The following is a 12,522-nucleotide window of genomic DNA, read 5'->3' as shown; positions in this document are numbered from 1 at the left end:
GTAAGCCTGCCAAACCATCAATAAGGACAAGAGACGGCAACCTGTTGCCATCTTCTTGAAATTCCACAGCTTGATTATGGATTTTTAGCCTAACCGGAAGAAAATTAAGCACTAAAAGCCTGGAAACTAGAGCAGGAGATACCCCTCGTGACGCAGTAACCACTCCTTGCGCTGCACGCCACCGGCATAGCCGGTCAGGGTGCCGTTGCGGCCAATCACGCGGTGGCAGGGGACCACAATACTGACGGGGTTAGCGCCATTTGCCGCGCCGACCGCGCGGGCCGCGCCGGCACGGCCGAGCTGCCCGGCGAGCTGGCCGTAATGCATGACCTGTCCGCACGGAATACTGCGCAGCGCCTGCCAGACTTCGCGCTGGAAAGGTGTGCCTGCCGTGGCGGTCGGCAGGGTGTCAATGATGCTGAGATCGCCCTCGAAGTACGCCGTCAGTTTGTCGCTCAGGCCGCCGGGGTTGGTGGCGCTGATACGTTCATAACCCTGCGCGCGATAGTGCACGTTGAGCAACGTGTCCATCCTGTCGCTGTGTTCTTCCCACTCAACGGCGCGCAGACAGAACTGCTCGTCTGCAATCACCCACAGTGGACCAAGCGGCGTGGCAATTTTATCTTCGAGTAATCTCAGCATCGATAATCCTTTAGTGCAGTCTTGGGTAAATCCCCGGCCCAATCGGCAGACCGACAAGATACCATGCCACCAGCATCACCAGCCATACCCCTAAAAAGATAAGCGGATAGGGTAAAACCAGCGAATAGTAGGTACCCAGTTTTGCCTCTGGTTTATAGCGCTGCAGGAAGCCTAAAAACAGCGGAACAAACGGTGAGACCGGTGCCAGCGGGATGACGGAGGAGTCTGCGATACGGAACAGGATCTGGGCAAACGCCGGGTGGAACCCCAGCATCATAAACATCGGCACAAAGATGGGGGCCAGAATCGACCAGATTGCCGAGCCGCTGGCGATAAACATGCACAGCAGTGACGACAGCAGCGCAAGGCCGACAAATGCCGGGACGCCGCTTAACCCCGCCGCTTCCAGCGCATCGGTCAGCCCCACGGCCATAAATTTGCCCATGTTGCTCCAGTTAAACATCGCCACGAACTGCGCCAGCGGGAACACCATCACAATAAAGCCCGCCATCTCTTTCATGGGTTCGATCATCAGCTGCGGCAGATCGCCCTGACGGCGAATTTTGCCGGTGGCGATCCCATAGGCGAGCGAAACGACAAAGAAAAACAGAATAATCAGCGGCACAATGCCCTGAATAAACGGCGAGGGGAGAACGGTATGTTTAACCGGATCGCGCAGGATGCCGTTTTCCGGTACCACCATCAGCGCGACCGCGGCAATAAACGCCAGCGAGACCACGCCTGCCACGCGCAGGCCAACGCGTTGCTCTTTACTCAGCGTCTCCAGCTTCTCATCGCTTCGGCCTTCCCATTTCCCTAAACGCGGCTCAATGAGCTTATCGGTAATCAGTCCGCCCACCAGGGTCAGCAGGACCACCGAGCTGGCCATAAAGTACCAGTTGTCGATGACGCTGACGTGCATCGCGGTGTCGATGGTTTTGGCCGCCTCCGTGCTGATGCCTGAGAGCAGGACATCGGTGGTCACGATCAGCAGGTTGGCGGTAAAGCCGCAGCCTACGCCCGCAATCGCCGACAGCAGACCCGCCACGGGATGGCGTCCGACGGCGAGGAAAATCAGAGCGCCCATGGGCGGCATGATCACCAGCGCGGCATCAGAGGAGATGTGGCTAAAGAAGGCGATAAACAGCACCATGTAGCTGGCGTAACGTGCGCTGACGTGGGAGGCCATTTTCACCATCAGCGCCGGTAACAGTCCGACACGCTCGGCAAGCCCGGCGCCCAGTACCAGCGCCAGAATGGCTCCCAGCGGGGCGAAGCCGCTGAAGTTTTTAACCACATTCGGTAAGAACCAGTGCAACCCTTCGACACTCAACAGGTTCTTGACCGCCACCAGACTGCCATCGGCCGGACTGCGCACGCTGACATCAAAGGCGGACAGCACCGCTGTCGCCACCATCAAAACCACGATCAACCAGATAAAAAGCAGGAAAGGGTGCGGCACTTTATTGCCGATCCTTTCAACCCAGCCATAGAGCTTACCGGATGGGGAATGCGAAGGTATGGAAGACATACTCATGGGCGTTCCTCGGGACTGTTGTTGTGTTGTTGTGTTGTTGTGTTGTGTTTTATTATTTTAAAGGTGACGGTGTCACGCCTGCCGGAATCGGACACACGTACGGCTTTTCGGTGATTTGTTGTTCGAACTCTTCCCGGCATTGTTGCAGCAGCGTTGCATCCTGGAGCAGATTTAGCGCGGTTGCGCCCATCACTTTTCCGGCCAGCAGCATGCCCTTATGAGCAATCGAGGTTCGCCCCTGAGCCACGAGTTGGCAGGTATGCAAAGGCGTTCCGATGGTAAAGCAGGGGCTGAAACACTGTGCCACCGGCATTTTCCAGCTGACATCGCCCACATCGGTTGACCCGGCCAGTACGTTATCGGTAATGGCATAAGGTGCGACCTCATCTGTCAGTAACTTCTCCTGCTGACGGCGCGCAAAAGCGTTACCGGCTTCTCCCCCCGTCGCGGCAATGTTCTTCAGGCTGTTTTGCAGGTCATTTGGCGTTAGCGTGGCACGAATATCCTGCGCAAACTGGCGCTCCTCTTCCGTCCACTCCGGCGTGCCGTAATGCTGCAGGGCGCGATACATCGCCGCTTCGAGCGTGCGATTGGGCAGGTAGCTGGAACAGGCTTTATCAAAGCGACACGCAACGGTGGTTTCGGTCATCATTGCCGCGCCCTGAGCGATTTTCTCGATACGTTCGTAGATCTGCTGCGCATCGGCCATTTCCGGCGCGCGGATCAGGTACAGCACTTCAGCCTGCGCCTGCACCACGTTGGGTGAGATTCCACCGGTATCGGTGATAGCGTAATGAACGCGCGCTTTCTCAATGATGTGTTCGTTGAGGAAATTGGTGCCGGTGGTCATCAGCGTTACGGCATCCAGCGCGCTACGCCCCAGATGTGGCGAGTTAGCAGCATGTGCCGCCACGCCGTGAAACCGCCAGGCGGCCTGAATATTGGCCAGCGTGCTGACGTTAAACATGCCGGCAAATGCTTCAGGGTGCCAGGTGACGGCGGCATCAACGTCATCAAACAAACCTTCGCGCACCATAAAGGTTTTCCCTGAACCGCCTTCTTCACCAGGACAGCCGTAGAAACGCACGGTGCCGTTCCCCCCGTGCTGCTCCAGCCAGCTTTTCACCGCAATGGCACCCGCCAGCGCTGCCGTTCCCAGCAAATTGTGGCCACAGCCGTGGCCGTTGGCACCCGGCGTGGCGGACTGTGCCGTCGCGCAATGTGCCTGCTGGCTCAATCCGGCCAGAGCATCATATTCCCCCAGCAGGGCGATAACGGGTTTACCGCTGCCGAAGCTGGCGATAAAGGCATTCGGAATCCCGCCGGCTTCACGGGTCAGGGTGAAACCTTCCGCTTCCAGCGCGCCGGCAATCCGTTCCGCGGACCAGAACTCTTCAAAACGCGTTTCAGGGTGATCCCAGATGTCGTCGGCAATGTCGGTTAACAGCTGACATCGTGTGTCGATGGCATCGGCAATAAAAGCGTAGTTCTCCTGCATTACACACCTCGCGTCCACGGGAAATTAAGCGCAGTGCGCGCCAGCGTTTTGATAGCGAGGTTCATGACCTGCTCATCAAAATCAAATTTTTCATTGTGATGACCTGCGCTTAACTCGGTACCGAACACCATATACGACGCCATTCCGCCATTCTGCTGCACGCGGGCCATCATCAGCGTCGCGTCTTCGGAACCTGCGGGGGCGTTGACTCTGTCAATGGCCTGCACCACGCCGGTCACCTGGCTTGCCTGCTGGCGCAGATAATCTACCCAGGCCGGTGTAGGGGCACTGGCGGTGGCGGCGCCCATCAGACGCATCTCGACGCTCACGCCGTAGAGTGCCGCCGCACCGGTAATCACGGCCTGCGCGCGTTCAAAGACGTACTGGTTAATGGCTTCGCTTACGCCGCGGGTTTCAACCTTGAGCAGGGCGTTAGCCGGCACGACGTTGCGTCCGCTGCCGGCCTGCATCACGCCGACATTCACCCGCGATGCACCTTCGCTGTGTGGGGCAATGCTGTGAAGCGCGATAGCGGCCTGAGCCGCGGCGAGCAGGGCATTACGGCCGTCCTCCGGTTTACCACCGGCGTGTGCGGCAACCCCGGTAAAATGCACATCGAACTTGGTGGTGGCCATAAAGTTATCGCTGCCGCAGATCACCACACCGGCGGGCACACCGGTGCCAATGTGAATCGCGGTGAAGTAGTCCACATCGTCGAGCGCCCCGGCGGCCACCATGGCGCGAGCGCCTCGGGTGCCTTCCTCGGCAGGCTGGAAGATCAGTTTGATGGTGCCATTGAGTTGCGATTCATTCTGCTTAAGCACGTGCGCCAGCCCCAGACCAATGGTGGTGTGGCCATCGTGACCGCAGGCGTGCATCATCCCCGGGTTGCAGGAGGCAAATCCGTCGCGGAACGGGCGATGGCTGTCATCGAGTGCTTCGCTTAAATCCAGCGCGTCCATATCCACGCGAAACGCCAGCGTCGGTCCTGGGCGGCCGGTATTCAGGGTCGCCACAATGCCGGTAAATCCCCCTTCAAACGGGGCCAGCCATTTCTCTGGTGCGCCTTGCGCCCGGGCGCGGGCAAACTCTCGCGCCAGCGTGGCGTCATCGGGTAATCCCATACGGCTTTCGGCGTCCACCACGTCGCGGCCCATCGCCAGCGAATAACCCAACTGGTCTAAGATTTCCGCGACTTTCGCCGCCGTGCGAAATTCGAGCCATCCGGACTCCGCGAAATGGTGAAAATCGCGACGCCATGCGCTCAGTTGTGGGGCTAATGTCTGGATGTACTGCGCCAGTGATTCCATATCTGTTCCTGTCATCATTAAAATATGTGAACTGCTTCACGCTGTGATAGTTTTTACTTATCACTAACCGTTTTTTCACAGTTTTAACCGTTCAGGAATTACCCTCGCACATCCATTTCCATTAAAGTAGATGACAGTTTCTTTACTCTGATAAACAACGGTTATCGGTCGGGCTATGTCATTTCAGATTAAATTTCATCAAATCCGGGCGTTTGTTGAAGTCGCGCGTCAGGGCAGTATCCGCGGTGCCAGCAGGACGCTTAATCTTTCGCAACCGGCGCTGACTAAATCGATCAAAGAGCTGGAAGAGGGCATGGCGGCGCAGCTTTTTGTGCGCAGGAGTAAAGGCGTCGCATTGACCGAGTGTGGGGAAGGGTTTTACTCGCGCGCCAGGCTGATTCTGGAAGAGTTACGCGCGGCGCAGGATGATATCCGCCAGCGCCAGGGGGAACTGGCCGGGCAGATTAACATTGGAATGGGAGCCAGTATTTCGCGAAGCCTTATGCCCGCGGTGATCACCCGCTTTCATGCACAACATCCGCAGGTAAAAGTCCGGATTATGGAAGGGCAACTGGTGTCGATGATCAATGAATTACGCCAGGGCGAGCTGGATTTCACCATCAACACCTATTATCAGGGGCCGTACGATCATGAGTTTACGTTTGAAAAATTGTTTGAAAAGCCTTTCGCCGTATTTTGTCGGGAAGGACATCCGGCGACGGGCGCGACATCCATTACCGAATTGCTTAATTATAACTGGACAATGCCGACGCCACGCGGGAGTTATTATAAGCAATTAGAAGATGTGTTTACTCATCGCTCGCAAATACCGCGCATTGACGTTGTCTGCGAAACGTTTTCTTCCTGCATTAGCCTTGTTGCACAAAGTGATTTTTTAAGTATCCTGCCAAAGGAACTGGGCTGTGACCCGCTGCTGGCGCACCGTCTGGTTATGCTGCCCGTTGTCGAATCGCTACCTAAAGCGGCCTATTATTTAATTCAGCGCCGTGATTCTCGTCAGACACCCCTGACCGAATCGTTAATTACGCAATTCAGAAGAGAGGCGCGGAAAATAGTATCGGAGTGAAGCGGGGAGTAAAATAAAAAAACAGAGCCTGTCCGACATCAGACAGACCCTACAACACACAGCAGTGCTTCCCTTCGCAGATCCTGAATGTTATATCCGTGAAGCAGGTTTATTTAATTATAACAGCCCACCCTCAAAAAGATATGTTTTAGCATGATTGATTCCACATTTTTTTAACCTAAACTTTCTGTTTTATGTGTGCTGAAATTTAAGTTAAGTCGCGTTTAACTTTTGCGGAGAAATAATTTTTATATTCATCAGATTAATATTTATGCCCTCATCCTGGGGGGCGGTTATTGAGGCCCATGCCTGGCGCAGGTATAGTACAGGCTCAGATGTAGCGGGAGGATGTCCATGAACCCTGACGACAAATCACTTTTTCTTGACGCCATGGAGGGTATCCAGCCCCTGAAGCGCTGCACGGATATTCACTGGCAGCCGAGCCGCAACACGCGAACGCGTCAGGAGATTGATACCGAGCAACTGGATAACTTCCTGACCCTGGGCTTCCTGGAACTGCTGCCCCTGGAGGAGCCGCTGGCGTTCAGACGGGAAGGGGTGCAACAGGGCGTTATTGATAAGCTCCGCTCGGGTAAATATTCCCGCCAGGCCAGTTTAAATCTGTTACGCCAGCCCGCCGAGCGTTGCCGGCAGATGCTGTTTTCCTTTATCCGCCAGGCTGGACGCGATGGATTACGTAACCTGGTGATCATTCATGGAAAAGGGCGGGAGCAGAACGCCCATCCCAACGTGGTACGCAGCTATCTGGCGCGCTGGTTAACCGAGTTCGAGGAAGTGCAGGCCTTTTGCGTGGCGCTGCCGCATCACGGCGGCAGCGGAGCATGCTATGTTTCGCTACGAAAGTCTGACGAAGCGAAACAGGAGAACTGGGAACGGCACGCTAAGCGCAGCCGTTAAGCGCTTCTGGCGGGCGAGACGTTCGCCCGCCTGTCACTCAGAAGGTTTCCCAGTTGCTGTCGGTGGCGGTGTTGGCCGTTGCCGGGCGTAACAGCTGTGGGGTTTTCACCGTGGCCGGGCGGGGCGCGGTGGCTTTTTCCTTTCCGTTCAGGCGAAACGCTGCCACAGCCTGGCGCAGTTGTTCCGACTGATCTTCCAGGGCCGCCGCCGCCGTGGCGGATTGCTGTACCAGCGCGGCGTTTTGCTGTGTGACGCTGTCCATCTGCGAAACGGCCAGGCTCACCTGTTCAATGCCGCGGCTCTGTTCATCGGACGCCGACGAAATCTCGCCCATGATATCGGTCACGCGGGTGACGGCCGCGACAATCTCCTTCATGGTTGCGCCCGCTTCGCTGACCTGCTCTGAACCGGTATTCACCCGGCTGACGGAGTTCTCAATCAGCCCTTTGATCTCTTTCGCCGCCTGCGCACTGCGGCTGGCCAGCGTGCGGACTTCACCTGCAACGACCGCAAAGCCACGACCTTGCTCCCCGGCACGCGCGGCTTCCACCGCCGCGTTAAGCGCCAGAATGTTTGTCTGGAAGGCAATGCTGTCAATCACGCCGGTAATGTGCGCAATTTGCTGCGAGCTGTCGGCGATTTCGGTCATGGTACGGACAACGTTATCCACCACGTGACCGCCACGGGCCGCCGTTTCTGAAGCGTTCTTCGCCAGTAGCGTAGCCTGACGGGCGTTGTCGGAGTTCTGTTTAACCGTTGCGGTCAGCTCTTCCATGCTGGCAGCCGTCTCCTCCAGCGAAGCCGCCTGTTGCTCGGTGCGGGCAGACAGATCGTTGCTTCCGGCGGCAATTTCACCTGCGCCTGTGTAAATGGAGTCGGTGCTACCACGCACGGCGCTGACGGTGGTCACCAGCGACTGTTGCATCTCATGCAGACCCGCTGCCAGCTGACCCATCTCATTGCGGCCAGACAGGGCGATATCCTGCGTCAGATCGCCGCCCGCAATGGCGCGAATATGGTTCATAATCATGTGGAGCGGTTTTAACAGCAGGTGTTGTAAACCCTGCCAGATCACCACCAGCACCGCGATCACGGCCAGGAAGATCGCTGCCAGCGTCCATTGCATCTGGGTAAAGCTGCTCTGGTTCTCTTCGGTTGCGGCTTTCAGCAGGGTGTTGTTTTCGGCGCGCCAGCGGTTATAAACCCCTTCCATATCGTCCTGGGCCTGTTGGGCATCCAGATCGCCATAGGCCTGGTAGTTGTCGGCACGCAGATACGCAATGGAGAGACGCATCACTTCATGCATCTGGCTCCATGATTTCTGCATTTCATCGGTTAATGCCGCGTTCTGGCCGTTAACCTGCGGCATTTTCTGCCACTCTTTGTTATAGGCTTCAGCTTTAGCCAGAGAATCAGCCGCGGTGCCAAGCAGTTTGTTGATCGCCGCAAGGGACGCCGGGTCGCGCTGGTTTTTCAGGTAGCGGATCGCCACGCGGGTGACGGTGACGCGCGTTTTGATCAGCGTGTTCACGCTGTCGCTCAGGCTCTCCTGCTGGGCATTGAGCACCCCGGAGTTCTGGAAGTTATGGCGGTCGTTGCTGACGGCAGAGTAGAACAACCCTCCCGTGACAACTTGCAACAGACAGAATATGGTGAGAGCAAAGATAATACCGGTAATCACGTGCAGATTTTTCAGCATAGCGGTCGTCCGTTAGAGAAGATGCAGGGTTACACAAATACTATCGTCGTAGAGAAATTAAACTTTAATTTAACTCGCGCTTAACTACGGGGTCTGTTAAGGAACTCGTTGTAAATCCGGATCATTTTTATGAGGAAGGTCGACATGAGCAGCATTGATAAAAGCGGGACGTACGCACTTGGGTCGCGGACGGTTAAACGGCTTGGCTATGGCGCGATGCAGCTTGCCGGGCCGGGCGTGTTTGGTCCTCCAAAGGACAAAAATGCCGCGCTGGATGTGCTCCGCGAAGCGGTGGCTGCTGGGGTGAATCACATTGATACCAGCGATTTTTACGGGCCGCATATCACCAACCAGCTGATCCGTGAGGCGCTTCATCCGTACCGCGACGATCTGACGCTCGTCACCAAGATCGGTGCCCGTCGCGGCAGTGATGCCTCCTGGCTGCCGGCCTTCTCCGCGCAGGAACTGACGCAGGCGGTACATGACAACCTGCGTAATCTGCAGCTGGATGTGCTGGACGTGGTTAATCTGCGCATCATGTTCAGCTCACACGGGCCAGCAGAAGGCTCAATTGCTGAACCTCTCGCCACGCTGGCCGAGTTACAACAGCAAGGTTTGGTGCGCCATATTGGCCTGAGCAACGTCACGGCCACCCAGGTTGCGGAAGCGCAGAAGATGGTGCAGGTGGTGTGTGTGCAGAACATGTACAACATCGTGAACCGTGGCGATGATGCGCTGGTGGATTCGCTGGCGCAGCAGGGGATTGCGTATGTGCCGTTCTTCCCGCTGGGCGGTTTTACACCCCTGCAATCATCCGGGCTGCAGGCGGTCGCTGATTCGCTGGGCGTAACGGCAATGCAGGTCGCGCTGGCGTGGTTGCTGCAACGCTCGCCGAACATCCTGTTGATCCCCGGCACCTCCTCCGTGGCGCATCTGCGACAAAATCTTGCGGCGGCGGAGCTGGTACTTCCGGCTGACGCGCTGGAAACGCTTGATTCGCTGGCGGATTAAGACAGACAGGCATAAGCCCAAAGCAGTGCTTTGGGCTTTTTTGTCCCTCTTGAAACCTGAATGTCGCTGCCGCAGGCGTTATCTGGCTATTCTTTCGCCGATGCGCAGGATACGGCTGAATTAAATCCGCTCACACTTCAATGCGTTTGGGGATAACCCCCGTAAAGGACCTTGATCCTTGTCCATAATCCGTAATACTGTAGTTATATACAGTATCTGGCGAGAAAGGCATTTATGGACACTCTCTTTTCTTATTATCCTAAGCAACCCCTTGAATTACCGTTATTTGTAGAACGCGTAGCGTGTGGTTTTCCAAGCCCGGCACAGGATTATGTGGAAGATCGTCTCGATCTTAACCGCCTGGCCGTCAGGCATCCCAGCGCGACCTACTTTGTGAAGGTGAGCGGAGACTCGATGATCGGCGTTGGGATCGGCGATGGCGATCTGCTGGTCGTCGATCGTTCGTTAAACGCCGTGCACGGGGATATTGTGGTGGCATCCGTCGCGGGTGAGTTTACGGTCAAAGAGCTGCAGACCCGCCCGATCCTGAGGTTAGTGCCGCATAACGTTCGCTATCAGCCGATCACGTTTCAGTCCGAAGAGGAACTGCAGATCTTCGGTGTTGTCACCCACACACTCAAAACGCATAAACATGTTCGCGCTGGTTGATGTGAACAGCTTTTATGCCTCCTGCGAGACGGTGTTTCGGCCCGATCTGCGGGGTAAACCCGTGGTGGTGGTCTCCAATAACGACGGCTGCATTATTTCGCTGTCGCGGGAGGCAAAGCAGTTCGATATAAAAATGGGCGAGCCGTATTTCAAATTCAAAGAGAAGCGCTTTCCCGCGCGGGTTTACGTCTTCAGCTCGAACTATGCGCTTTATGCCGATCTCAGCAGCCGGGTGATGCAGACGCTGACCGACTTCGCCCCGGCCATAGAGATTTACTCCATTGATGAGGCGTTTGTGAACGTTGCTGGCGTCAGCAACTGCATGGCGCTGGAGGCGTTTGGTCATCATATGCGCACGCAGGTGTTTAAAAATACGGGATTAACCGTTGGCGTAGGCATTGCCCCCACGAAAACGCTGGCGAAGCTGGCCAACTATGCGGCAAAGCGGTGGAGCAGCACGGGAGGCGTAGTGGATTTATCGGATCGCGAGCGGCAGCGTAAATTGCTGGCGCGCGTACCGGTAGAGGAGGTGTGGGGCGTCGGGCGGCGCATTACCAAAAAACTTAATGCGATGGGCGTCACCACGGCGCTGGATCTGGCACAAGCTTCCTCGTGGGTCATCCGCAAACATTTTAATGTTGTCCTGGAGCGCACGGCGCGCGAGCTGCGCGGCGAGCCCTGTCTTGATCTGGAAGAGTTTACGCCTACGAAGCAGCAGATTATCTGTAGCCGCTCGTTTGGACACCGTATTACGCAATACGAGGAGATGCACCAGGCCATTTGTGCCTACGCTGAACGGGCTGCGGAAAAGCTGCGCAGCGAGCATCAATATTGTCGCTTTATCAGCGTGTTTTTGCGTACCAGCCCGCATGCGGACAACGAGGTTTATTACGGCAATCAGGCGTCTGTCACCCTGATGACGCCCACCAATGACTCGCGCGATATCATCCGTGCCGCCACCGATGCGCTGGGGCGCATATGGCTTGACGGCTATCGCTACATGAAAGCGGGGGTGATGCTGGCGGACTTTTTCAGTAGCGGCGTCGCCCAGCTGAATTTATTTGACGATAACCGTTTGCGCGCCAACAGCGCGGCGCTGATGGAGTTGATCGACAGCGTGAATCATTCCGGGAAAGGGAAGATATGGTTTGCCGGGCAGGGGATTGAGAAATCCTGGGCGATGAAGCGCGAGATGTTGTCACCGGCTTATACGACGCGGTACGCGGATTTGCCGGTAGCGAAGTAGGCGCCGGTTATTTGGCAAGCGTCGGCAGGATTTGTTCGATCACCTGTATCACGCTTCTGACGCGTTGTGGGATAAAGCGGGCGTCGGGGTAGACGGCATAGAGATAGCGGTCAGGTAACCGCCAGGCCGGTAATACCGGCACCAGCGTGCCGGCTTGCAACGCCTTTGCCGCAAGCGGCAGCTGCATGCCGCCAATCCCGATGCCTGACTCCAGCGCCTGTAACAGGGCGTCACTGGTGTTGGCACGAAAAACGGTATGCACTTTCACGTCAATTGTTTCCTCACCGGCGATCAACCGTAGAGGCGCATCCCGCGGGATGCCGCTAAATCGCACATGGGGATGTGCCGCCAGTTCGCTGACGGAGTGTACCGCCTGAAAGCCGGGAGCAGCGAACAGCGCGGTTTCAATCCGCATCAGCAGACGTGCCGCATGCGACTGCGGAGGCTCAGCGCTAAGGCGTAGCGCGACATCCACCCCTTCGCTCACCAGGTCGGCGATGCGGTCATCCAGGGACAGCGTCAGGTGCAACGCCGGATGCAGGCGCTGAAGCGCCAGCAGAGGGGGCAAAACGATCTGCCCCAGACCGCTTGGCAACTGAACATGGACGCTGCCCTGAAACTGATGATCGGCAGGGTTTAACCGTCTCTCCGCTTCCTGCATGGCATCCAGCAAAAGCTGCATATCACGGCGATAACGTTCACCCTGCTCGGTGAGCTTCATCATTCGCGTTGTCCGATGCAGTAATACCACCCCGAGCTCCTGTTCCAGGGCGGCAATCTGCTGGCTGACGGCAGACTGCTTCATTCCGCTCTGGCGAGCGGCTGCCGAAAAGGAACCCGCTTCTGCGACGCGCAGAAAGGTGGAAATGGCGTTGAGCTTATTGTTCATTTAATGTTTTTTCTTA

General features: G+C 56.6%; 11 protein-coding genes. 5 read left to right on the top strand and 6 right to left on the bottom strand.

Going from position 1 to position 12,522, the window contains the following annotated elements:
- Window positions 1–126: 126 nt before the first annotated feature.
- From ogt to L466_RS08760, 4 genes are read right to left on the bottom strand one after another with little or no spacing between them, the layout of a single operon-like run.
- Window positions 127–642: a methylated-DNA--[protein]-cysteine S-methyltransferase gene (gene ogt, locus L466_RS08745; protein ID WP_020884306.1), complete on the bottom strand. Its 516-nt coding sequence runs from the start codon at window positions 640–642 to the stop codon at window positions 127–129.
- A gap of 10 nt (window positions 643–652) precedes the next feature.
- Window positions 653–2,179, bottom strand: coding sequence for a p-aminobenzoyl-glutamate transporter (gene abgT / locus L466_RS08750; protein ID WP_032681150.1), 1,527 nt, complete (start codon window positions 2,177–2,179; stop codon window positions 653–655).
- 52 nt (window positions 2,180–2,231) lie between these two features.
- Window positions 2,232–3,677 carry a M20 family metallopeptidase gene (locus L466_RS08755; protein ID WP_032681149.1) on the bottom strand — a complete coding sequence of 482 codons (1,446 nt, stop codon included), beginning with the start codon at window positions 3,675–3,677 and terminating at the stop codon, window positions 2,232–2,234.
- Entirely contained in the window at window positions 3,677–4,987 is a 1,311-nt protein-coding gene (locus L466_RS08760) for a M20 family metallo-hydrolase (RefSeq protein WP_032681147.1), read from the bottom strand. Before L466_RS08760 ends, L466_RS08755 begins: the two co-directional genes overlap by 1 nt.
- A gap of 175 nt (window positions 4,988–5,162) precedes the next feature.
- On the opposite strand from L466_RS08760, the gene L466_RS08765 reads away from it, so the two are divergent.
- Together L466_RS08765 and smrA are read left to right on the top strand one after the other, a co-directional pair.
- Entirely contained in the window at window positions 5,163–6,074 is a 912-nt protein-coding gene (locus L466_RS08765; RefSeq protein WP_014169834.1) for a LysR family transcriptional regulator, read from the top strand.
- A gap of 354 nt (window positions 6,075–6,428) precedes the next feature.
- Window positions 6,429–6,992 (top strand): DNA endonuclease SmrA, encoded by a 564-nt coding sequence (gene smrA, locus L466_RS08770; RefSeq protein WP_020884302.1) that lies wholly within the window; start codon window positions 6,429–6,431, stop codon window positions 6,990–6,992.
- 37 nt (window positions 6,993–7,029) lie between these two features.
- Here smrA and L466_RS08775 read toward each other — a convergent pair whose 3' ends face one another.
- On the bottom strand, window positions 7,030–8,691 hold the full coding sequence (locus tag L466_RS08775) for a methyl-accepting chemotaxis citrate transducer (protein ID WP_014169836.1): 1,662 nt from the start codon (window positions 8,689–8,691) through the stop codon (window positions 7,030–7,032).
- 144 nt (window positions 8,692–8,835) lie between these two features.
- Between L466_RS08775 and L466_RS08780 the strand changes: the two genes are divergently transcribed.
- From L466_RS08780 to umuC, 3 genes are all read left to right on the top strand, one after another.
- Entirely contained in the window at window positions 8,836–9,702 is an 867-nt protein-coding gene (locus tag L466_RS08780) for an aldo/keto reductase family oxidoreductase (RefSeq protein ID WP_032681146.1), read from the top strand.
- A 234-nt stretch (window positions 9,703–9,936) separates the two neighbouring features.
- Complete coding sequence (gene umuD, locus L466_RS08785) at window positions 9,937–10,371, top strand: translesion error-prone DNA polymerase V autoproteolytic subunit (RefSeq protein WP_014169838.1); 435 nt, start codon at window positions 9,937–9,939, stop codon at window positions 10,369–10,371.
- A complete protein-coding gene (gene umuC, locus L466_RS08790) occupies window positions 10,355–11,617 on the top strand; it encodes a translesion error-prone DNA polymerase V subunit UmuC (protein WP_025204329.1) in 1,263 nt (420 codons plus the stop codon). The genes umuD and umuC overlap by 17 nt, the downstream gene beginning before the upstream one ends.
- Window positions 11,618–11,624: 7 nt before the next feature.
- On the opposite strand, the gene L466_RS08795 is transcribed toward umuC, so the two are convergent.
- Window positions 11,625–12,506, bottom strand: coding sequence for a LysR family transcriptional regulator (locus tag L466_RS08795; protein ID WP_032678042.1), 882 nt, complete (start codon window positions 12,504–12,506; stop codon window positions 11,625–11,627).
- Window positions 12,507–12,522 lie beyond the last annotated feature (16 nt).

The sequence above is a fragment of the Enterobacter sp. BIDMC 30 genome (assembly GCF_000534355.1).
In the GTDB taxonomy this organism is placed as follows: domain Bacteria; phylum Pseudomonadota; class Gammaproteobacteria; order Enterobacterales; family Enterobacteriaceae; genus Enterobacter; species Enterobacter ludwigii.
This window is presented reverse-complemented; position numbering and strand designations above follow the sequence as displayed.

Bases quoted from the DNA above. Each gene is read 5' to 3' on its own strand.
- L466_RS08755 (WP_032681149.1), bottom strand. From the start codon at position 3,677: ATGCAGGAGAACTACGCTTTTATTGCCGATGCCATCGACACACGATGT.
- ogt (WP_020884306.1), bottom strand. From the start codon at position 642: ATGCTGAGATTACTCGAAGATAAAATTGCCACGCCGCTTGGTCCACTG.
- umuD (WP_014169838.1), top strand. From the start codon at position 9,937: ATGGACACTCTCTTTTCTTATTATCCTAAGCAACCCCTTGAATTACCG.
- L466_RS08765 (WP_014169834.1), top strand. From the start codon at position 5,163: ATGTCATTTCAGATTAAATTTCATCAAATCCGGGCGTTTGTTGAAGTC.
- smrA (WP_020884302.1), top strand. From the start codon at position 6,429: ATGAACCCTGACGACAAATCACTTTTTCTTGACGCCATGGAGGGTATC.
- L466_RS08795 (WP_032678042.1), bottom strand. From the start codon at position 12,506: ATGAACAATAAGCTCAACGCCATTTCCACCTTTCTGCGCGTCGCAGAA.
- L466_RS08760 (WP_032681147.1), bottom strand. From the start codon at position 4,987: ATGGAATCACTGGCGCAGTACATCCAGACATTAGCCCCACAACTGAGC.
- L466_RS08780 (WP_032681146.1), top strand. From the start codon at position 8,836: ATGAGCAGCATTGATAAAAGCGGGACGTACGCACTTGGGTCGCGGACG.
- abgT (WP_032681150.1), bottom strand. From the start codon at position 2,179: ATGAGTATGTCTTCCATACCTTCGCATTCCCCATCCGGTAAGCTCTAT.
- L466_RS08775 (WP_014169836.1), bottom strand. From the start codon at position 8,691: ATGCTGAAAAATCTGCACGTGATTACCGGTATTATCTTTGCTCTCACC.
- umuC (WP_025204329.1), top strand. From the start codon at position 10,355: ATGTTCGCGCTGGTTGATGTGAACAGCTTTTATGCCTCCTGCGAGACG.